Below are 21,534 nucleotides of genomic sequence, written 5' to 3' on the forward strand. Positions count from 1 at the left end.
AAAGAAACCAGCATGACAATATTGGACGCCGAACGTCTGGTTCATGATCTATCTGTAAAACATTATTCAGATATAAAAGAATGAAACTGCGCTCACTAATAAACGCAGTTTCATAAGATATACAAAAACATTTAAATTCCATATTTGTTTCCCGTATCCCCATCTAAAATTGCTTCGGCCTCACACATTTTCTGTATCGGTTTCTCATAATAATTAATATCCATCACTACAAGTCGTCCATATCCATTTTTCGTCACAAAAACAGATTCATTTTTTTCTGCACAGATTCGTTCAATTTGCACGGTGTTTTTTAAATCACCCATAGGAATAATTTTCATAATATATGTTTTATGGCTATATTATCTCCTATCCTTCCATCCATTATCTTGTGCTCCTTTAGAAGGATTTGACCATTTTCCTTGTAAACACGAATAGGAAAGGTACGTCCATAATCATGACCAGCATCGGCTGGCCAACACGCAATGATTGATAAAGGCGTATTCCCAGTATTGATGCAACGATGTGCCCATTGTCCAGAAATATGATGCAACGATCCCGATCGCATCTTCTCCAACCAACAAGTGCCACTTTCATCCATCAATGCCAATAAACCTTCACCTTGTTGGCACCAATAATATTCATCCCGATCTTTTCGAACATGGAAATGGCCACGTGTCATGTTGCATTCTCCATTGACGAATACAGGTTCTAAAATGGTTTGTCCCCAAAGTAAAGTCCCATCTTTAGTGGCATAGACCGTATACATCAACGTATCGGAATCGAACCCTTCGGGATTGGCATAAATCGATTGAATATTGGCAAAATGTGTTTGTGCTTTAGTGATGTCTTCGCCCATGGGGATGGATTTCCAAGCTTCTGTTAATCTTGGTTCTATGATTTTATTTTTCATACTCTTTCCATAGTTTTTCATATTTCGTTGGATTTGTGACAAATTCAAATCGATTCGGATCCTGTTCATATTGTGTATAGATAGGTACACCTTTTTCTAATCCAAATTCTGGATAGTTTCTAGCCTTTTGTATTTCAATGGGTTGGGCATGATACATCGGATTGGCTACAAATTCAATCGTATCTTGTTTTATGGTTGGATAATATGCCACACCATGATGAGCACGCACACCAGTATAATCAAAACCATAGTCTCTTACACACCAAGCACCAAACAACATGGGCTCGCTTGGATCGGCATTGATCGTACAATGAGCCCAATGTGGCGGTACAATGATGATATCGCCTGGTTCTCCATATACGGCCATACACTTACCGGGATCATCTGCGGTTGTTTGTTGCATATAAATATAAGCAGCACCCGCCCAAATCTCATACACTTCACACGTTGAATCGTTACAAGAAGGCGAACTCGCATGCACATGGCCTTGAGAACGAACGGGTTCTTTGCCAACCGTTCCTTTTTCAAAGATCATGGCTCCATACAATAAGTTTCGTTTTATTAGATCTTCTCGATCTTTTTCTTTGCCCACATCCATCGCTACCGCATAGACAATGTCTGGACCATCTACATCAGGATCACTTAAACTTTGACGAATCGCATCCAATCGTCTTTTTTCCGTTTGTGGTCCAAATGTGCCATCTCCATATTGAAATTCCAAATTTGAAAGATCCGCTTGGATGGAAAATCCAGGATCTATTTTTTGATTTGCCATATTTTATTCTCCATACGATACCGAATACACATACTTATCCGGTCGATAATACACCACGACATATTCCACGATTTCACCTTTTTGATCATAGGATAGACGAATACGCTTCAATACCGGAGCCTCTTGATCAATTCCTAATTCATTGGCCAAACGCTCATCGGCATACGCAATTGAAATCTGCTCATCTACCTTTTGGATATGGATGCCTTTTTGTTCCAGAATCGCATATAACGATCCTTTGTAGATTTCGTTTTCTAGCGGAAGATCAATGGAACGCGGTAGATAACTCGTCATGGAAAGAAAGGGCGTTCGTGAAATTTCACATACACGATGTAACCGATATATTGTTTCATTTAATGAAACGTGGAGATGCTTCGATAATCTTTCATCCGCTTGGATCACATCCATTTGAGCGATTCGTACGCGATAATCCACATTATTTCGTTCCATTTCTTCATGAAAACTGGTGACCTTATTCAGTTTTTCGACAATGCGAGGTCCCAAGACTCGTGTGCCTTTGGGCCGCTCTTTCACAACCAAGCCATCTCGTACTAATGCATCCACAGCCAAACGAATCGTCATACGGCTTACCCCAAACATTTTTTCCAATTCTTTCTCCGTTGGAATAAAATCTCCCGGTGCATATTCTTGATTCACAATTTTTTGATACAAAATATCCCGTACTTGCCCATATAAAGGTTTTGCTCCCACATGTTGATCTAACGTATATGTTTTCATCTTGCTCCTCTTATTTCCGAATCTTTGCACGAATGACTTTGACCGGTCCATTCATGGCTACCAATTGATACGTTCCTACTGCTGCCGGTACAATAAAGGTTTCGGCATAATGAATGGTATACGGTTCAAACGCTTGGGTTGGTGAGACCACTTGTACGGCTTCTCCTTCTACCAGATTCAACATATTCACACTATCATCCATCTCGATCGTTACTCGTTCATCAAATGAATAACGTAAAGTATCGATAAATTCCAATTCGTGCAAACCCGTACGTTCTAGGGTATAGTTGTCCTTTTCTTCTAACACTTTTTCTCGATGAATCAAATTATGCATGATCCAAGATGTCGTTCGATCTTGTTGGATGTTTTCTTTTCCACGCTCAATATTGACAGGACGTGGCTTACCATCCAAACCGACTCGACCCCAATCATACAATTTAAACGTAAAGATATACGGCGTGGCACTAATTTCCAACACTACCGTTCCGGCTCCGGAACAATGAATGGTACCAGCAGGAATCAAGACATGATCATGTTTTTTGACAGGAATATTGTTGATATATTTTTCATCTGGAAACCGACATCCTGTTTCTTGGGAAGTATGTAAATCGTCAATGAATGCATCAAAATCAACGCCTTCCTTTAAGCCTAGATAGACATGCGCATCGGGTTGGGCATCCAAGATATAATAACTTTCATCTTGGGTATAATGCATGCCAAAATGCTCTTGGATATATTCGGTCAATGGATGGACTTGTAAAGATAAGTTCCCACCATGGATGGTATCCAAAAAATCAAATCGAATTGGAAATTCTTTCCCAAATCGAGCATGAACTCTTCTTCCCAACAAATGATTCGGTTTGGCATGAACCAAATTGATAGCGGGAATATCCACCAATGTATCCTTGATTTTTAGACATATGCTGTTTTCTTCTGGTACGCCATCAAAACACCAGGCATAATTATGTTCTTTTGGCTCTAAACCAAAATGTTCCTGCATCCAGGTACCTCCCCAGACACCTTCATCAAAATAAGGAACCAATCGAAATGGAGATGTTGAAAATAAATTCATGCCTTTTTTATAGGTATCCATATCGATCATTTTTGGATGACCCAAAGTAGAGGCATCCACATAAAAATCGCAATCTGGTAACACTTTGAATTTATACCGATCAAAGATGCGCCATTCCACAAAATACCCACGCTTATACTTTCTTAAAATATCGTCATCATAATTCTGTGCACCCCAGTTATCCATACCAGCACGATAACGCAATTGAATCTCCCATCGCGTGATATCAAAATACACATGAACATCTCCTGGATGGATCAAAGAAGCACCCACACCATAGATAATTGTTAAGCCATCGCCAATATGAGAGCGTAATTCCTCTACTTTACTTGGATCAAATAAAGAATCTAAGACTTCTGTGGTCAAGATTCCAAACACACGATCATCGGTAATTTGTCGGCCCAAGATATCTTGGATCTCCTCTTCACTTTTCTTAGCGGCATCCGCAAATAGAATCGTATTGGGACTTAATGCATCGATCAATTCGGTCAAGACATTTTCATTGGATACCCCATGATAAAAATCAAGTGTCAATACAGCATGATCATAACCAGCTAAAGCTTCTTGTAATTTTTCAATGATAGCTGGATAGCCATCATAGACATTTCCATTTAATGGTTTACTTGGATGTAAATCGTACATACATTTCTCCTTTTTTCTTCATTCTATCGTTATAACCTTATAATGTAAAGAAACAAATAAATATGTAAGAAGATATGATATAATTACAAGCATGAATAAAACAGAAATCACACACATTGGTATTTTATTATTAACATCTATCATTTGGGGCATGGCCTTTGTCGCCCAAAGCGTTGGCTCCCACTTGGTCGGTCCCTTTACGTTCATGGCCATTCGCAGTTGGCTTGGCTTTTTTGTACTAGCTCCCCTCTTGCTCCATACGCTTCGCAAAGTCGGTATAAATCGCGATCTAGTTATCGGTTCGGTTTGTTGTGGAATAGGCCTTTTCTTTGGTTCGATCCTGCAACAATTTGGCATTGCCTATACAACCACTGCAAAAGCCGGATTCATCACGGCCCTATATATGATCTTTGTTCCCATTTGCTCTTGGTTTTTGCATAAACCCATCCATAAACAAATCTGGATCTCCGTGTTGATGAGCGTGTTGGGTCTCTATCTCCTTTGTTTCCATGGTTCCATTGCTGCCTTCAATCAAGGCGATCTCTTGATGCTCTTTGCTGCTTTGGGCTTTACCTTTCAAATCCTGGCGGTGAATCATTTTGTCACCAAATGTCATCCCATTTTATTATCTGGTGGACAGTTCTTATTCTGTGCCATTGTTTCTACACTAATGATGACAACCGAAACAATTACTTTACCGGCATTCAAACAAGCCCTCATTCCTATGTTGTACACTGGCATCTTTTCAACCGGAGTGGCCTATACCTTACAAATCATTGGTCAAAAAGGCCTAAATCCCACCGTTTCTTCTTTGGTGATGTGCTTAGAAAGTGTCTTTTCCGCTTTGGGTGGCTGGTTGTTACTAGGTCAATCCCTCAACATCCAAGAACTTACCGGTTGTTCTTTGATGTTTCTTGCAATCGTATTTTCACAAGTATCCCCACGCAAAAAGGCCACGGACTAATCTGTGGCCTTTATTGGTAAAAACAATTCAATTGAATCCTTTTCAATCGTAATTTGCGTTTTGGTGTAAGGCAATTGCGTTTGATCCACATCCATACCATAGAGAATCAAAACCAAGGTATGATGAGCTTCGATGCGATAATCATTCGAAACAAATTCCATCTCATACGAATAGAAAGTATTTGGATCAATGGCTTCTTTGCGATAATTGCACGTTCGATTTTGGGCATTCATCCATGCTCGACTGATCACAAAATAATCCGAAGACTCACTCTCTTGTTGAAAAGTAAAATGGACATTTTCATCCCCATCCAACGTATCCAACAAACGGCATTGTTTGCCGACATCGACCAACATCGCACTCAAGATAGCCGTTGGCTGATTGATCTTGGCTCGAAACCGAATCTTGGCACGACCTGAAAAAAGCGATTCCTTTTCGATCGATTGCAGATCCAACCGATAGGAAAAGGCATTCTTTTCCGTCACCAATTGATCCAACCACGCCTGGGTATTCTTTTCTTTTCGATCATATACACTTAAAGAGAGATCATCCATAAATGTAGCTTCGGGATGATGGAATTCAAAGAATCGATCTTTGACCGGTGGCCAAACCGTATAGGTATCCCATTGTTTTTGATCCAAGTTATTTTCCACATAGATTCGTGGACCTTTTTCAATGCCATTGTCGATCCCTTTCAAATAATGATCCAACCAACGATCAATTAAATCTAAAGTGGGCGCTCCCTCTAAATGATAGGTATAAATATGTTGACCACGATGCAAAAGCATCATACATTCTTTGCCTTGGGCTTGCATCGCTTCAAACAAACGAATGCCTTGATCGGGTTTCACATTCCAATCATTCAATCCCTGAATCACAAAGACTGAAGCCTGGATGTTTTCAACATGTTTTAGATAATTGCGCTCATCCCAGAATCGATTGTAGTTGGCACTTTCACGATCTTCTTGTTCCTGTAATTGTTTTTGGCTCTTTTCAAAGCGTGACTGAATGGTGGGATAATCTTGTGGATCCAAGGCGCGTGAAAAACAATACCGCGCTAAGATATCTAAATCATCCCCTTGCCAATCCATGGCTGGCAAAGTCAATCCATTGTGTCGATAATATTCATACCAATTGGAAATACCCGCTTCTGGAATGATGGTCTTTAATCCAGGTACACCCGTTGTGGCTACCCCAATGGCCATGGTTCCCAAATAGGAACGAGCCGACATGGCCACATTCCCACTGCACCAATGTGCCTTGATCTGGATTCCATCTTCACGATTGGTAAAGGCAAGAGCATTTCCATTCAACCAATCAATGACCGATTTAAAAGCAAGAATTTCTTCGTGTGATCCTGTCAGAGTGATGCCATCACTGCCTTTGGTTCCCAATCCGCCACAAAATATGGCAGCATAGCCCCGATCGATCAAATGATCATATAGATCGGAAATGCATTCGTATTGATTCGGTGACGGTTCCGGCATGGTGTTTTCATCCGCTTGACCATGAATCGGACGATGCTCCAAGGTTTTCGGAACATAGATATATTGAATATCCTTTTCATCGATATCCTGGGTGGGATAGGCTTTGATATTGGTGTTGACATCATAAAGCGTATACCAATCTTCGTTACAATGAAGCATATAGGGATTGGCCACATACACAGCGGGTACAGGATGGGATACAAGCGGTCGTTTGATATAGACCGCAATCAAATCCCGCTTCCCATCCCCATCGGTATCTACAGGCGTTTCCACATAGACTTTTTCAAATTTAGTTGGCTTTGGCTGTGGCATGTTTTTTCAAATAAGCTTTCCAGATCACAACAAAGATTGCACCCAAAATCAACATAACAATCAAGAAACCGAAGAATTGTCGATAACCTGCAACACCTGGATGTTGATCAATCATGATACCAGCCAATAAAGAAACAAAGATTTCTGGTAAATAGCCAATGGTTGAAATGATACCTGCAGCGGTTCCAGAATACTTTTCCGGAACGGCACCTTCATCCATCATCGCCCATGTTTGGGCATAATTGACATTATAGAAAACATAGATCACGATGAACAAAATGGTAAATGGCACAATGCTGGATTTGTTCAAAGGCAAGATCAAAATGGCAGCTGTACCAACGATCATCACGATAAAGCTGATCAGCAAAGCTTTGCTCGTACCAAACTTATCGGAGAAATAACCGCCACCAATATTTCCAAACAAACTAAACCAACGTTTCATGGCGGCTAACATCGCACCAAACGTAACAGTTGCACCTAGAATACTCGTTGCATATGGCGTAAAATAATACAAAGACAACGTAAATACATAGTTACAGAAAGTCACAAATCCAATGATCCATACAGCAGGCATCTTTAGGACTTCCCCAATGCCTTTAAATGAAATACGATCACTTGGGTCCATTTTTTCATCTTTGACCGTAAAGAAACAGAAGATTCCCATCGCAATGGTCAAGATGGAATAATATAAGATCACGGCTTTCATACCAGCTACTTCATTATTGATGCGACCAATGCCATAACGGAAAGCGGCAACAGCTCCCATGGCCATCAAGGCAGCACCGACACCACGACCTCCCTCAAAGAAGCCATAGGCTTTTCCTTGATCATCCGATCCGGATAAGATACGTACCGCTTTAACACAAGCTGGCCAGAACGCAAATAAGCTCGAAACACCCCAGAAGGCATAGAGACAAACCAACTGATAATAATTCAATGGCAATAGATGTACAAAGCCACCCAAACCCGTACCAATCAAGGATACCGTCAAGATCATACGCGTTGAGAAACGGTCCGCAACCACGCCACCAAACAAATAGGAGATCATACCAAAGATACCTAAGATACTACCAAACACACCCATTTGGGTATTGGTCAAATGATAGGTCTTTAAGTAGGCATCATAATAATCAAAACGAAAATAAGGTAAGCCATAAATGATGGCTCCACTAAACGCAACAATAAGGATGGCCCAGAAGTTCTTCGCTAATTTCTGCCCCATACCTAATTTCTTTAAAAATGTATTCATAGATTTTCCCTCACAATTTCTTCTTCCTTATGGTTATACTTGCGTATACCAAAATACAAGACAAATCCAGCAATCAAATATAAGACCGCCGCAATGTCATAGGCTCTTTGATAGCCCGATTGATGCAAAAATAAATAACTACCCGTAAATCGACCGGATAATATGCTGACAATACCAGCAATAAAATTCACCAATGAAGTAAAGACAGGCCGCATGGTCTTTGGCACCACATCCATTGATAAGGCACTATCGGCTGGACTGGACAAATTGGCAAGGCCCGCCCGAATGAATAGCGCCGTTCCTACCACAGGCACGACCCAAGCACCAAACAAATCACCATGACCAATGATCAACATAAATGGAACCGACAAGACCACGGTAAAAAAGATGGTACCGACTTTTCCAAATTTCTTTACACATTTTGGCGTAAAGAACATAAATAAGACAATGGCCACATACGAAATGGAAACCATCAAAGAACTGGTGGCCTTATCAATATGCAGATTTCGATTTAAATAAACCGTATAATACGATGTGAACAATCCCATCGCAAAGGAAATCAAGGCCCAATAGATCAAATAGGCTCGTGCATATCGATTGAAAAAGACCGTTCGTACCTGTGACATCTTTTCTTTCATGGAAATGCCTTTCTTCTTTGGTTGAACTGACTTAGTCTCTTTGATCATCGCTACCGGAACAATGGATGCCAAAGCAATGATGCCAACAACGATCAATACCAAACGATTGGCTTGTAGATAGAGCATATGCATCGATGGACTCATTTGGACGATATAGCGTGTTGCTTCTTGTGCAGCACCAAAAGAAATATGCTCCAACATCGCAAACAATTGCACCACCAAGGCACCCCCAGCATAGGTTGCAATCAAATAACCAATATAGCCCATATAATACGTACGTGTATACCACCGGATACTATCGTCTTTTAGATCTTCGGTATTGGCTGCCACAAATGGACTCAACATGATGAAGTGCAGTTGCACTCCTGTCAATGCCAAAAGCGTGGCCACATACAAAATGGCTGGATTGCCTACATAGACAACGCCAAAGAACGCAAAGGCGGTACCCAACGAACAAAAATATAATAACTTCTTATATCCAAGTTTCGGTGCCAGCAACAACAAGCCGGCCGCAACAAAGGTTGCATAGCCATAAAAGGCCCAAAATGAAGTTGCTATCGATAGCTGCACATCTTGAAGATAATTGACATACGTATCGTATAAAACGCCACTGGCTAAATTATTGATCACATAGCTGATGATAAACAGAACCAAGTTTCGTTTTTCTGCTTTCAATATTTCCCTCCTTTTTATAATATTTTTGATTATACAACAAAAAAGAAGGGTTCTAAACCCTTCATTCCAGTCAATCTGTCCAATCCAGGATAGATTGAACACATGATCGAAAATAAATTGCTTAAAATGAATAAAAAAAATAAGTAAAAACATATTAAAAAGGTCCACTCATATAAATGGACCTTTATATCATAGAGAATCGGTTCTGTCAAAGACACCCAAGGACATGAAGGGCAGATGATTGCGAATAAAATCGGTCAGATCGACATCTCCTGCATAGACCTTACCAATCATAGGACCTTTGAGTTTTTGTTGGGAATCATCATCATAAACGATATGCATTTCCCATTCACTGGCATCGGCCTGCGAGAGTTCGGCTGGTTGTTTGGCATATTGCTCCAACAGATCCAAGATCTCGATGGCCAGTTCTTCATCAATTTCTTTTTCCTCTTTCCAACAAGGATAGCCTTCATGACTAATGGCATCCAATCGTACGGTTCCATCTCTTTGAATCGTCAATTTTTGTTCCACCTCATCACTGGCTTGATAAATTTGATTCGGACGACGAAGATCCGAATGAATCACAACTTGTTTGATTGACATAGACATTCCTCCCTTATTGATTCAATGAAAAATTCAAATAAACTGGATTATGATCACTATGTTTGAATTTGGCATCCACGACCTTTGCTTCTTTGACCTGGACATTCTTCGATACGATAAAACCATCGACGGTCAAGACAAAATCATCTTTTGAATACGGTCGATCCGCATTGCGACACGAAGGCACCGGATTCGTTTTATCAAAAGGGGCCACCAATTCTAACGAACTTGGCATCAAAGAGGTATCGATTGGTTTGGCCCAATCCCCCACATTTTTATCACCTTGTTTAAAAATGGCATACGAATCTTTTAATAGATCCTTGTTGAAATCACCACCCGCAATCACATATGCACCCTTTTGTGCTTCTTGATCCATGTCCGTAAATAACATCTTTAATTGTTTTGTAGCTGTATCGCCTTTGGTGGTATAGGCGGATAAATGAATATTATACACAATAAAACGTTTGCCATTGTCCACCTCAAACACTTGTTTGATGTAACAACGATCCAGATCCATAAATTTACTAAATCCAGTTTCAATGGGTAATGAACGTCTTGTAGCCATCGTTGACTGCACATCTGAAAAAGTTGCCATGCCCGCTTTATTTTTTCCATGCGGTGAATTCAAAGGATACAACAAATATGGACTATCATAATTCTGGGCAAACACCGATGTATCGTCTTTTAGTCCAACTTCCAACATTTGATACTCATTCACATGATAACTTCGGGTTCCATCGATATCTACTTCTTGAAACATCGCAAAATCTGGTTTTAACGATTGAATCGTCGCAATCTCCCCTTCGACATTGGTCTTGACCTCTTCTTTTGAACGAGCACGACTATACTTTCCCCCATCCATGAAGAATGAATAATCATCGCTATACGCGCCAAAACCAATATTGGCACTCGAAATACGATATTGTGTATCGGTTTTCAACGTTTTGGTTGTTGCGAACTGACTAATGGATAATTGTTGATGATCTGCCACACGATAATACGTTGCATAAACATAAATAAAATAGCCAAGTACAACGACGATGCACAAAAGAAGCAGTATTCCGATGATCTTAAAAAATTTTTTCATACTGTTCCTCTTTCTGTCTCTTGTTTTATTATACCAAAAATTAGCTCAACTGTATGTCTTATCCATCAATCTCGAATGGATAAAAATATACAGGCAGCCGCCTGTATATTTCTTATATGGGATTGAATTAGTTTTTGAATGAAATAGGAGAAAGAGATGGCACTAATCCAATTTCCAAATATCGTGATTGTATTGCTCGATCGTACGATCACTGGAGAAAAAACCAGCCTTGGAAATATTCACAAGTGATTTTTTCATCCAACTTTCCGTATCTTGATAATCCTTGATCATCTGATTCTTGGTCGTAATATATGATTTCAGATCCAACAATGCCATGAACCAATCTTTATGATTCAGATCTTGATACAACCGTTGCAGACATGTTGCATCGCCAATCGTTACCATTTCATCGGAAACCAAGAAATCCAATATTGTTTTGACTTCTTCATCGATATAATCTTGCGGATGATAATCCCCATGGGCATAATGCGCAATGACCGTTTCACTGGATTGACCAAAAATATAGATGTTCTCTTTGCCCACTAAATTCGCAATTTCCACATTGGCACCATCCATCGTACCAAGCGTAACGGCTCCATTCAACATCAGTTTCATGTTACCAGTACCGCTTGCTTCTTTGGATGCCAAAGAAATTTGTTCCGAAATATCCGCTGCCGGAATCAACTTTTCGGCTTTTGTGACATTATAATTTTCTACCATGACCACTTGGATATATTGCTTCAATAGGTCATCCTGTTCAATAATAGTTTCTACACATAAGATCGCATGAATGATATCTTTGGCTAAAATATAGGCAGGTGCTGCCTTGGCCCCAAAAATGAACGTGACCTTCTGATCCGGACGATAACCTGCACGAATCTGTTCGATCAACCAAATGATATAAAGCAGATTCATTTGTTGGCGTTTGTATTCATGCAACCGCTTGATCTGGATATCAAAGATACTATGCGGATCCATTTGAATACCTTGGCTCTTTTCCATATACGCACACAATCTTTGTTTATTCCGATCCTTGATGGCTTTCAATGCAGCCAGATCTTCTGCATGATCAAATGCAGCCAGTTTGGTTAATTCATCGGCATTCTTTTTAAAGCCAGGACCAATACGTTTTTCGATCCATGCGGATAAGTCTGGGTTGGTGTATAGAAGCCAACGACGGAACGTGATGCCATTGGTCTTATTGTTAAATTTATCAGGATATAATTCATAAAAATTTTTCAACTCACTTGTCTTTAAGATTTCCGTATGTAACGCCGCTACCCCATTGATACTATATCCATAATGGATATCCATGCTTGCCATATGAACCATTTGATTGGCATCGATAATTTCCGTACCTGCCTTTTGCGGTGCTTCCATATGCAAGACTTCAATGATTGGCATCAATTGCGGTACAATATCCGCCAACGTATCGTAAGGCCATGTTTCCAAGGCTTCCGCCAAAATCGTATGATTGGTATACGCACACGTATGAGACACAATTTTGATGGCTTCTTTTAGACGCACCCCTTCAAACATCAAACGCCGAATCAATTCCGGAATGATCATGGAAGGATGGGTATCATTGATCTGGATACATACATATTGATCCAAATGATGAAGATCATGCCCTAACTTCTTTTGTTCCCATAATATATATTGAGCGGCATTGGATACCATGAAATATTCTTGATACACCCGCAATCTACGTCCAGCCTCCGTACTATCATCCGGATATAAGAATAGCGTCAAATTGCGATCAACTAGGCTCTCATCAAAGTCAATGCCTTCTTTGACCAAGCTTTCATCCACACCATCGAGATCAAATAAATGCAAGGTATTCACACCACTTTCATACCCTACCACATCTAGATCATAAAGATGGGAAGTAACGCGACTATGCCCAAACTCAACCGAAAAAGAAATACCGGTATCTTCTAACCAAGAGGGTTGTTTCAGCCATGGATCTTTGGTTTCATATTGCTTGAGATTTTTGAACAATTGGTGAAATAAACCAAAATGATAGTTCAAGCCAATGCCATCTCCATTCAGGCCCAAAGTCGCTAAACTATCCATGAAGCAAGCTGCCAAACGACCCAGACCACCATTGCCTAACGATGGTTCGAATTCCAATTCTTCGATATCACTTAATTGTTTCCCTATGCTGGATAGACACGTTTTAACATCCTCATAGATGCCTAAATTGATCAAGTTATTCGACAACAATTTGCCAATCAAGAATTCCGCTGAAATATAATACAGCTTCCGTTGCGATTGCGGATGCGAACAATGCTGAATTCGCTCTTTGGTTAATTGTAGTAAAGCCCCATAAATTTCTTCATTGGTACATTCATCCAATGTCTTTTCATATTGTGCAGCCACAATATGTTCTAATTGTTCGGATACTTGCATACATTCCTCCTGTAAACGTTTCCATTTGCAACTTTATTATACCTTTATTTCCGCCCTTTCTACTCAAAAATAAAGAAACTTGTATGCAAAAATTTGCATTTCCTTGCATAAGACAGTATCGTATAGATATGAGTTATACCTTAAAAGACATTGCCCAAAAAGCCGGTGTATCCGTTTCTACCGTTTCCCGGACACTGCATGATCATTACTCGATCAGTGAACAAACTAAGCAAAAAGTACGCAAAGTGATGGAAGAAATGGGCTATACCGATGCCAATCGTCTCGAAGTCCGATCCATTGGTGTCATTTTTCCAAAGACAAGCCAAGACTCTTTAGAAAACCCCTTTTATCTAGAAAGTGTGCAAGGCATTGGCAAGATCTGTCTCCAACAAAACTTTCGGATCCATCTCATCACCGGATCGAACGATGCCGAATTAGAAGCTGCCATCAACATTTCCCATGCCCAAGGTTACATCTTTCTGTATTCAGAAAATAGTAAGCATCTTATTGCGATGATGCAAAAACATAAGACTCCTTTTGTGATCATTGGCAAACCTAGTCACTCCAACAATAGCTCCTTGTATGTCGATACCGACAATGTAGAAGCTGGAAAGGTAGCCACTCAATATCTATTAAAATATCACCACAAACGAATTGGGTTTATTGGTGCAGGCAGTGAAGCCATCTTTTCGATTGAACGCAAAGTAGGATATATGCAAGCTTTATTACAGGAACAAATCGAATCCCGTCCCGAATATATCTTTGATACCTTCCAAGAAGAGACGCTTCTTGCTTTGATGAAAAATCCAGAACATCCAACCGCATGGGTATGTTGCGATGATTTGATTGCCTTAAAATTAGAGCATCTTTGTCATACATGTCACCTTCAAATTCCGGAAGATATATCTGTGATTGCTTTCAATCACTCATTAATTGGCAATCAATCCATTCCGCCTTTAACTACCATTGATATCCATGCCCAACAATTGGGAATGGAAGCCGCCAGTCAATTGATCAAACATATTGATAATCCCTTTCTGGTGGCAACCAAGATCATTGTTCCCTTCTCAATCATTGAACGCGAAAGCGTAAAAAAGCCCAGATAAGCATTGGCTTATCTGAGCCCGTGGAAGGTAATCGTAATTATTTATTATATTCCAAATTTAAAGTAGAGACAGGATCAAAGACATGGATCGCATGGCTTGAGAATGTGAATTGAATGTCACTGCCCATACTATAGTCATTGCCTGCCTGCAAATCAATCGTTGGCACGATGATCACACTGTCTTTTCCCAATGCATTGACATGTAAATGGATTGCACTTCCCATCATCTCGGAAACATCCACCGTTCCATGAATCATCTTGGATGGATCCCCTTCTAAGGTGATATGTTCCGGACGAACACCAACGATCACATCTTGTTCGGTTACATGGTTGCGTGCCAAATTCGCCGATTTCTCTTTCGATAATGGCATGATGATATCGCCCACTTGCACACTGTATGTATCTTTATCACAAAGTAGCTTTCCGTTGTATTGATTCATGGCTGGAACACCAATAAAACCAGCTACAAATAAATTGTATGGATTATCATAGACTTCCTGTGGTCGACCCACTTGTTGAATGACTCCATCTTTCATAATGACGATGCGATCACCCAAAGTCATGGCTTCGGTCTGATCATGGGTAACATAAATAAAGGTCGTCTTGATTCGTTTTCTTAATTTGATGATTTCTGCACGCATTTGATTACGTAATTTCGCATCCAAATTACTTAATGGTTCATCCATCAATAAGACCTTTGGCTCACGGACAATGGCACGACCAATCGCTACACGTTGTCTTTGTCCACCCGATAAAGCTTTGGGCTTCCGATCCAAAAATTGAGTGATATCTAAGATCTCCGCCGTTTCATTGACTTTTTTATCGATGCTTGCTTGATCCATTTTACGCATCTTTAACGGAAACTCTAGATTTTGACGAACGGTCATATGAGGATAGAGCGCATAACTTTGGAACACCATCGCAATATCACGTTCATTTGGAGCTACATCATTCATACGTTTTCCATCGATAAATAAATCACCACGCGTAATTTCTTCCAAACCGGCAACCATACGTAAGGTCGTAGATTTACCACATCCCGAAGGACCAACCAAAACGATGAATTCTTGATCATCAATATCTAAGTTAAAATCTTGTACCGCAAATACCCCTTCATCGGTCACTTTTAAATTATGTTTTTTCTTACTCTTCTTTCCAGCAGGATATACTTTTTCAATATGTTTTAAATTCACTGTCGACATGTGACTCTTCCTTCCACTTTCTATTTCGACCATATAAATTGGTCATTTTTTTCAACTTCTTTATAATAGATTCATTGAGTTCTTTTTCTTCAAACCGCCATACCCAATTGTTTCCCAATGTACTCGGTACATTGATTCGGCCTTGATTATCCAATCCTAAAATATCGGCCATGGGAATGATGGCCCAATCCGCTACGCTTCCAAAACAACCACGAATCATGCCCCAATTGTAGCCTTCCTTTTCATCCAAATGGAGATAATCAATGGCTTGTTGCACATTTTCATAACTTGCCGAATGCATCCAACCCAGCACGGTATCATTATCGTGTGTGCCCGGATAGACAACACAATGCCTTGTATAAGAATGAGGGTAATATCCATTTCCTGTATCGCGATCATCAAACGCAAACTGCAAGATCTTCATGCCTGGATATCCCACTTGTTGGACCAGTTCATACACATCTGGCGTCAAAAAGCCGAGGTCTTCGGCAATGATATTTAGATTACCTAACACATCATGAATGGCATCAAATAAACCAATACCTGGTCCTTTTTCCCAATGGCCATTGCGTGCAGTCTGATCCTTTGCGGGAATCGCATAATAGCCCGCAAAACCACGGAAATGATCAATGCGCAAGACATCCACAAAACGCATTTGATGCGCAATGCGATCGATCCACCATTGATAGCCATCTTTTTTCATTCGCTCCCAATCAAATAATGGGTTACCCCATAATTGTCCATCTTCACTAAAAGCATCGGGTGGACAGCCGGCAACAAAATCGGGCTTGCCAGTTTCATTCAACAAGAACTGTTCCGGATGGCTCCAAACATCGACACTATCCATTGACACATAAATCGGAATATCCCCAATGATCTGCACATGATGCAGATTGGCATAGGCTTTCATTGTGGCATATTGTTGAAAAAAGAAATATTGAATGCCTTTCCAAGTACGAATGGCCGATGTATGCTCTTTCTGGATTTGTTCTAACGCTTGTGGCTCTCGATTACGCAGCTTGGCTGGCCATGTCAAAAAAGATCTTCCCTCATGTAAATCTTTGATGGTCATGAATAAGGCATAATCATCTAACCAAGCCGCTTCTGCTTGGCAGAAAACATCAAAGGCAGGATCATCCAATCGAGTGACGGCTTTTTTTAAAACTTCAAAACGATGATTAAATAATTTAGCATATTCGATTCGATGTGGATCATTTCCCCAATCCAACGAATCATATTCCTCTTGCAGCAAAAGTCCCTGATCTTTCAACGTATCCAAATCGATGAAATAAGGATTGCCTGCATAAGAAGAAAAGGATTGATAAGGAGAATCTCCATAACTTGTAGGTCCGATTGGTAAGATTTGCCAATAGGATTGTTTGGTTTGTTCTAAAAAATCAATGAAGTCTCTGGCTGCTTGTCCTAACGTACCAATTCCATAAGGACTTGGTAAAGAGAAGATCGGACATAAAATTCCAGCACTTCGTTTCATAAGCACCCCTTTCTAACGAAAGTTTATTTTCGATTCGCAACTGTTTTTCCTTGAATGATCTCAAAGGGAATACATTCATGTTCAGCTGCTTTATGATAGTTCATTCGCAATAAAATATTTTCTGCCGCATTTTTCGACATTTTTTCGATATCTTGATAAATAGTTGTTAATCGGGGAATACAATATTGACCCAAATCAATACCATCAAAACCAATGACCGAAATATCCTTTGGCACATCCAATTGATGGTCTTTGATGCATCGCAAAGCCCCAATCGCAATGGTATCTGCCAAGGCAAAGACGGCCGTGATATCTGGATGACGGGTCAATAAAGTGTTCATGGCTGTATAGCCACCATCAAACGAATACCGCCCCGGTTCATAGAACGTTTCATCAAAATAAATGTTTTGTTTCTGCATTTGCTTAGCCGCCCCGGCCAATCGATCATTGGCAGTATGTGAATGTGGATTTCCACCAATCACACCAATCTGGGTGTGGCCATGATCGATCAAATATTGGATTGCAAAAGCACCTGCACTTAAATTATCAGTCGTATAGGAAGAAACATAAGGATTTTGAACATGTTTGGCATCATTGGTCAATAAGACCGAAGGGACATCGGCATCTTTAAAATATTGATCATAATGCTCCAAACTACCTCCTAAAAAGATGAATCCTTTTGGTTTTTTTTCGATATACACTCGATAGGCCGTTTCGACCTCGTCGCCATCTTCATCCAAATAATAGATAGAAACTTCTTGTTCGGCCGCATCTAAGCTGGATTGCAGTTGCTCTAAGAGCTCGGAAAAGAACATGTTCGCATATCCTTTAATGATGATGGCAATGATATTGCTCGATTTTAATTTCATTAATTTTGCGTTCGTATTGGGTTGATACTTTTCTTGTTCGATCACCTTTTTAATCGCATCTTTCGCTTTATCTGAAACATCCGGATGATGATTGATTACACGAGAAACCGTGCCAATACTGTAACCACTTAATTTCGCAATATCTTTGATTGTCGCCATATGTCTGCCTCCTTAAAAGTACATTTTAACCTTTAACAGCACCAGCGGCAACGCCTTTAATAATATATTTCTGTGCACTCAAATAGAAAATAATCACTGGAATAACAGCCAAGATCAACGATGCCATGATGGCTCCCATGTCGACTCGACCATAACTTCCCTTCATATACTGAATCGCAATCGATAATGTTTTGAATCGATTCAGATCCAAAACCAAATATGGTAATAGGAAATCATTCCAGATCCACATCGTTTCCAAAATGCCAACCGAAATATACGTTGGTTTCATGATTGGCAATACGATCTTAAAGAAGGTCTGTAGTGGCGTGCATCCATCAATCATCGCGGCTTCTTCAATTTCGATAGGAATGGATTTTACGAATCCACAGAACATAAAGACAGCCAAACCGGCGCCAAAACCTAAATATATAATGATGATGCCCCAAGGCGTAACCAAACCTAAAATATTGGCAATTTTACTTAATGTAAACATGACCATTTGGAAAGGTACGACCATCGAGAATACGCATAAAATATAAATAGATTTGGTGATGCGATTGGTTACACGCGTAATGAACCAAGCACACATACTTGTGCAAATCAGGATCACAAGAACACTGCCTACGGTGATAAACACGGTCCAACCGACAGCTTTGAGTAAGTCATAGGATGTAATGGCTTCTTGATAGTTTTCCAAACCGATAAAGTTATCCACATTTGGTAGTGAAAATGGTTCTTGTGAGATCCATACTTTATTCTTGAACGAGTTGAATAAGACGATCAATACTGGCATGACCCACCAAATCGAAATGAAAGTAAGAATACCCGTACCTAAATAACTTTTGGCTTTCTTGCTCATATTATTGTTGCACCTCCTTGCTGCGGGTTGCACGCAATTGGATCAAACCAATACCAACCACAATGATAAAGAAGATCACAGCTTTGGCTTGACCTACACCTTCGAATCCACTTCGTCCATAGAATGTATTGAAGATGTTCAAAGCCATCAATTCACTCATCTTGCCGGGTTCACCAGCTGTCAAAGCTAAGTTTTGATCAAACAATTTGAAACCATTGGTGATCGATAAGAACGTACAAATCGTAATGGATGGCATCATCATAGGAATGGTAACTTTAAACAATTTTTGTCGATTGGTTGCTCCATCAATTTCAGCTGCTTCCAAGACATCCCCTGGAATCGACTGCAAACCAGCAATATAGATGATCATCATATATCCAATTTGTTGCCAACATACCAAGATGACCAAGCCCCAGAAGCCTAGACGTGCATCCAAATTCAAAGCCATATCATATTTCGATAAAATACCTGCAAAAATCAATTGCCAAATATAACCCAAAACAATACCACCAATCAAGTTTGGCATAAAAAATATCGTACGGAAAATATTGGTTCCCTTCAATTTCTGGGTCAAGGCCATGGCCAACGCAAAAGCAACCACATTGATGATGACCAACGTTACAATGGCGAATGCACAAGTCAACCAGAAGGAATGTTGAAAGATCTTATCACCAAATGCTTTTGCGTAATTGCTTAAACCAATGAATCTAGCATCTGTCACCGTTGTAAACTTACAAAAAGACAAATAGATACCCATGATAAAGGGAATCACAAATCCAATCGCAAAAGCAGCCATGGTTGGTAACACAAAGATCGGCCAATACTTTTTAATGTTTCTTCCCATAGTGTCTCCTTTCTTTTTAAAAAGCGGCAAGCGATTGAACATCACTTACCGCTATCGTGTTATTATTCGCTATCCTTTGTAGCTGCAGCTTCTGTCTTCCATCCATCAACGAAAGCAGATACGACTTTGTTCCAGTTTTCATCCGTTTGCTTAGCAGCATACGTTGTCAACGCAGAACCAACGCCATTTTTCCATTCTTCACTAGGCATTGTCGTAAAGTTCCAAGTTACAGGCGCCTTACCTTTCTTGTCATATTTAGCTGCACAGTTTACCAAGTAATTCGAAGATTTTAAGTTCTTCTTGAATGGAATATTGAATCCCATGCCATCTTTTCCACTTGGCATTGCTTTATCGCCACCACATAATGCTTTTAGACCAGTCTTAGAAGTAACACACCAATTCATGAAATCCAACGTTGCATCGATATCTTCTTGACTTGCTTTACTATTTACACACCAGTAGTTTTCTGTTCCTGTACATAATCCTTCGTTCTTATCATCAACACCAAAGTAAATAGGAATCATCGCTAAGTTCTCATCCCCGATATCTTTGATATCGTTATAAGCCCAAGTACCATTTTGATAGAATACAGCTTTATTGGTTACGAATTCAGCCGTTGCATCATCACCCGTCTTGCTTGACAATTGTGTTGGCTTGCAAGTGGCATTATTGATGTAAAGATCCCACAAATTACGATAGTTATCTAAATATGTACCCTTAATGGCATCTGTATTGGAAATACCATCTTGCTTGTATTCATAGTAAATAGGTAAATTAGCTAAATGTGTCTTGAAACGCCAATCACTCGATTTATCCATACCAGCTGAAGTAAAGGCGCTGAATCCCAATTTCTTTTTATGTTTTGTGATATCTTCCGCAACCTTTTTCAAAGAATCATAATCTTTGATATCACTTACAGAATAGCCTGCTTTTTTCAACAATTTCTTATTGACGATCAAGCCATAAGATTCGGTTACATAACCAATACCAGCCATCTTATCGCCATCCATCAAAGCATAATCTTTGCTGGTCAATTGTTTTGCAATCTTGGATCCACTCAAGTCGTAACAATAATCTTTCCAGCTAGCCAATCCAACAGGTCCATTGACTTGGAATAACGTTGGCATCTTCTTTTTGGCCATTTCCGACTTCAATGTTGATTCATACTGACCACTCGCTGCCGTTAACACCGTTACTTTGACACCTGTCTTTTTGGTGTACAACTTCGCTAATTCTTTCCATTGCTTATCAGCTTCCGGTTTGAAGTTCAAATAATAAACTTCTCCTTTTGAAGATGATTTGGCTTGTACTGGCGTTGAAACTCCAGCACTTGCACCCGCAAACATAGCAACGGAAAGAGCTCCACACATAAACTTTTTCAATACGTTTTTCATGATCTTCCTCCTCATACTCTCTACGTTTCTGTAATCGTTTCCGTTA

At 39.9% G+C, this 21,534-nt stretch carries 19 protein-coding genes; 2 read left to right on the top strand and 17 right to left on the bottom strand.

Annotation, left to right across the window (positions count from 1 at the left end; all coding sequences use genetic code 11):
* Positions 1-131 precede the first annotated feature (131 nt).
* From SOS22_RS03645 to SOS22_RS03665, 5 genes are read right to left on the bottom strand one after another with little or no spacing between them, the layout of a single operon-like run.
* A complete protein-coding gene (locus SOS22_RS03645; RefSeq protein ID WP_320596343.1) occupies positions 132-323 on the bottom strand; it encodes a type II toxin-antitoxin system Phd/YefM family antitoxin in 192 nt (63 codons plus the stop codon).
* A gap of 11 nt (positions 324-334) precedes the next feature.
* A complete protein-coding gene (locus tag SOS22_RS03650; protein ID WP_173446910.1) occupies positions 335-910 on the bottom strand; it encodes a glucose-6-phosphate isomerase family protein in 576 nt (191 codons plus the stop codon).
* Positions 900-1,685, bottom strand: coding sequence for a glucose-6-phosphate isomerase family protein (locus SOS22_RS03655; RefSeq protein ID WP_173446909.1), 786 nt, complete (start codon positions 1,683-1,685; stop codon positions 900-902). The genes SOS22_RS03650 and SOS22_RS03655 overlap by 11 nt, the downstream gene beginning before the upstream one ends.
* A 3-nt stretch (positions 1,686-1,688) precedes the next feature.
* A complete protein-coding gene (locus tag SOS22_RS03660) occupies positions 1,689-2,423 on the bottom strand; it encodes a GntR family transcriptional regulator (RefSeq protein ID WP_320596344.1) in 735 nt (244 codons plus the stop codon).
* A gap of 10 nt (positions 2,424-2,433) precedes the next feature.
* Positions 2,434-4,137: a class I mannose-6-phosphate isomerase gene (locus SOS22_RS03665; protein WP_320596345.1), complete on the bottom strand. Its 1,704-nt coding sequence runs from the start codon at positions 4,135-4,137 to the stop codon at positions 2,434-2,436.
* A 91-nt stretch (positions 4,138-4,228) separates the two neighbouring features.
* On the opposite strand from SOS22_RS03665, the gene SOS22_RS03670 reads away from it, so the two are divergent.
* Entirely contained in the window at positions 4,229-5,101 is an 873-nt protein-coding gene (locus SOS22_RS03670) for a DMT family transporter (RefSeq protein WP_320596346.1), read from the top strand.
* On the opposite strand, the gene SOS22_RS03675 is transcribed toward SOS22_RS03670, so the two are convergent.
* The 6 genes from SOS22_RS03675 to SOS22_RS03700 form a co-directional block, all read right to left on the bottom strand.
* On the bottom strand, positions 5,098-6,900 hold the full coding sequence (locus tag SOS22_RS03675; RefSeq protein ID WP_320596347.1) for a CocE/NonD family hydrolase: 1,803 nt from the start codon (positions 6,898-6,900) through the stop codon (positions 5,098-5,100). The genes SOS22_RS03670 and SOS22_RS03675 overlap by 4 nt on opposite strands.
* Positions 6,878-8,149, bottom strand: a complete 1,272-nt coding sequence (locus SOS22_RS03680; protein ID WP_320596348.1) for an MFS transporter — start codon at positions 8,147-8,149, stop codon at positions 6,878-6,880. The genes SOS22_RS03675 and SOS22_RS03680 overlap by 23 nt, the downstream gene beginning before the upstream one ends.
* Complete coding sequence (locus SOS22_RS03685; RefSeq protein ID WP_277633593.1) at positions 8,146-9,462, bottom strand: MFS transporter; 1,317 nt, start codon at positions 9,460-9,462, stop codon at positions 8,146-8,148. The genes SOS22_RS03680 and SOS22_RS03685 overlap by 4 nt, the downstream gene beginning before the upstream one ends.
* Before the next feature lie 189 nt (positions 9,463-9,651).
* Positions 9,652-10,065 carry a hypothetical protein gene (locus SOS22_RS03690; RefSeq protein ID WP_320596349.1) on the bottom strand — a complete coding sequence of 138 codons (414 nt, stop codon included), beginning with the start codon at positions 10,063-10,065 and terminating at the stop codon, positions 9,652-9,654.
* A gap of 13 nt (positions 10,066-10,078) precedes the next feature.
* Positions 10,079-11,152, bottom strand: coding sequence for an endonuclease/exonuclease/phosphatase family protein (locus SOS22_RS03695; RefSeq protein ID WP_320596350.1), 1,074 nt, complete (start codon positions 11,150-11,152; stop codon positions 10,079-10,081).
* A gap of 162 nt (positions 11,153-11,314) precedes the next feature.
* Positions 11,315-13,564, bottom strand: a complete 2,250-nt coding sequence (locus tag SOS22_RS03700) for a glycogen/starch/alpha-glucan phosphorylase (protein WP_320596351.1) — start codon at positions 13,562-13,564, stop codon at positions 11,315-11,317.
* Positions 13,565-13,692: 128 nt separating this feature from the next.
* On the opposite strand from SOS22_RS03700, the gene SOS22_RS03705 reads away from it, so the two are divergent.
* The gene (locus SOS22_RS03705) at positions 13,693-14,670 is read left to right on the top strand and encodes a LacI family DNA-binding transcriptional regulator (protein WP_320596352.1); all 978 of its coding nucleotides are present in this window, start codon (positions 13,693-13,695) and stop codon (positions 14,668-14,670) included.
* A gap of 37 nt (positions 14,671-14,707) precedes the next feature.
* On the opposite strand, the gene SOS22_RS03710 is transcribed toward SOS22_RS03705, so the two are convergent.
* From SOS22_RS03710 to SOS22_RS03735, 6 genes are all read right to left on the bottom strand, one after another.
* Positions 14,708-15,871 carry an ABC transporter ATP-binding protein gene (locus SOS22_RS03710; RefSeq protein WP_320596353.1) on the bottom strand — a complete coding sequence of 388 codons (1,164 nt, stop codon included), beginning with the start codon at positions 15,869-15,871 and terminating at the stop codon, positions 14,708-14,710.
* A complete protein-coding gene (gene malQ / locus SOS22_RS03715) occupies positions 15,843-17,363 on the bottom strand; it encodes a 4-alpha-glucanotransferase (protein WP_320596354.1) in 1,521 nt (506 codons plus the stop codon). Before malQ ends, SOS22_RS03710 begins: the two co-directional genes overlap by 29 nt.
* Before the next feature lie 23 nt (positions 17,364-17,386).
* A complete protein-coding gene (locus tag SOS22_RS03720) occupies positions 17,387-18,391 on the bottom strand; it encodes a LacI family DNA-binding transcriptional regulator (RefSeq protein WP_320596355.1) in 1,005 nt (334 codons plus the stop codon).
* A gap of 25 nt (positions 18,392-18,416) precedes the next feature.
* Positions 18,417-19,250, bottom strand: coding sequence for a carbohydrate ABC transporter permease (locus SOS22_RS03725; RefSeq protein WP_173446895.1), 834 nt, complete (start codon positions 19,248-19,250; stop codon positions 18,417-18,419).
* 1 nt (position 19,251) lies between these two features.
* Positions 19,252-20,094, bottom strand: coding sequence for a carbohydrate ABC transporter permease (locus SOS22_RS03730; protein ID WP_128520957.1), 843 nt, complete (start codon positions 20,092-20,094; stop codon positions 19,252-19,254).
* A gap of 62 nt (positions 20,095-20,156) precedes the next feature.
* A complete protein-coding gene (locus tag SOS22_RS03735; protein WP_320596356.1) occupies positions 20,157-21,488 on the bottom strand; it encodes an ABC transporter substrate-binding protein in 1,332 nt (443 codons plus the stop codon).
* Positions 21,489-21,534 lie beyond the last annotated feature (46 nt).

The organism is Absicoccus sp. (assembly GCF_034090965.1).
GTDB classification, from domain to species: domain Bacteria; phylum Bacillota_I; class Bacilli_A; order Erysipelotrichales; family Erysipelotrichaceae; genus Absicoccus; species Absicoccus intestinalis.

Bases quoted from the DNA above. Each gene is read 5' to 3' on its own strand.
- SOS22_RS03735 (WP_320596356.1), bottom strand. From the start codon at position 21,488: ATGAAAAACGTATTGAAAAAGTTTATGTGTGGAGCTCTTTCCGTTGCT.
- SOS22_RS03650 (WP_173446910.1), bottom strand. From the start codon at position 910: ATGAAAAATAAAATCATAGAACCAAGATTAACAGAAGCTTGGAAATCC.
- SOS22_RS03680 (WP_320596348.1), bottom strand. From the start codon at position 8,149: ATGAATACATTTTTAAAGAAATTAGGTATGGGGCAGAAATTAGCGAAG.
- SOS22_RS03695 (WP_320596350.1), bottom strand. From the start codon at position 11,152: ATGAAAAAATTTTTTAAGATCATCGGAATACTGCTTCTTTTGTGCATC.
- SOS22_RS03645 (WP_320596343.1), bottom strand. From the start codon at position 323: ATGGGTGATTTAAAAAACACCGTGCAAATTGAACGAATCTGTGCAGAA.
- SOS22_RS03655 (WP_173446909.1), bottom strand. From the start codon at position 1,685: ATGGCAAATCAAAAAATAGATCCTGGATTTTCCATCCAAGCGGATCTT.
- SOS22_RS03730 (WP_128520957.1), bottom strand. From the start codon at position 20,094: ATGGGAAGAAACATTAAAAAGTATTGGCCGATCTTTGTGTTACCAACC.
- malQ (WP_320596354.1), bottom strand. From the start codon at position 17,363: ATGAAACGAAGTGCTGGAATTTTATGTCCGATCTTCTCTTTACCAAGT.
- SOS22_RS03720 (WP_320596355.1), bottom strand. From the start codon at position 18,391: ATGGCGACAATCAAAGATATTGCGAAATTAAGTGGTTACAGTATTGGC.
- SOS22_RS03675 (WP_320596347.1), bottom strand. From the start codon at position 6,900: ATGCCACAGCCAAAGCCAACTAAATTTGAAAAAGTCTATGTGGAAACG.
- SOS22_RS03690 (WP_320596349.1), bottom strand. From the start codon at position 10,065: ATGTCAATCAAACAAGTTGTGATTCATTCGGATCTTCGTCGTCCGAAT.
- SOS22_RS03700 (WP_320596351.1), bottom strand. From the start codon at position 13,564: ATGCAAGTATCCGAACAATTAGAACATATTGTGGCTGCACAATATGAA.
- SOS22_RS03670 (WP_320596346.1), top strand. From the start codon at position 4,229: ATGAATAAAACAGAAATCACACACATTGGTATTTTATTATTAACATCT.
- SOS22_RS03725 (WP_173446895.1), bottom strand. From the start codon at position 19,250: ATGAGCAAGAAAGCCAAAAGTTATTTAGGTACGGGTATTCTTACTTTC.
- SOS22_RS03705 (WP_320596352.1), top strand. From the start codon at position 13,693: ATGAGTTATACCTTAAAAGACATTGCCCAAAAAGCCGGTGTATCCGTT.
- SOS22_RS03660 (WP_320596344.1), bottom strand. From the start codon at position 2,423: ATGAAAACATATACGTTAGATCAACATGTGGGAGCAAAACCTTTATAT.
- SOS22_RS03710 (WP_320596353.1), bottom strand. From the start codon at position 15,871: ATGTCGACAGTGAATTTAAAACATATTGAAAAAGTATATCCTGCTGGA.
- SOS22_RS03665 (WP_320596345.1), bottom strand. From the start codon at position 4,137: ATGTACGATTTACATCCAAGTAAACCATTAAATGGAAATGTCTATGAT.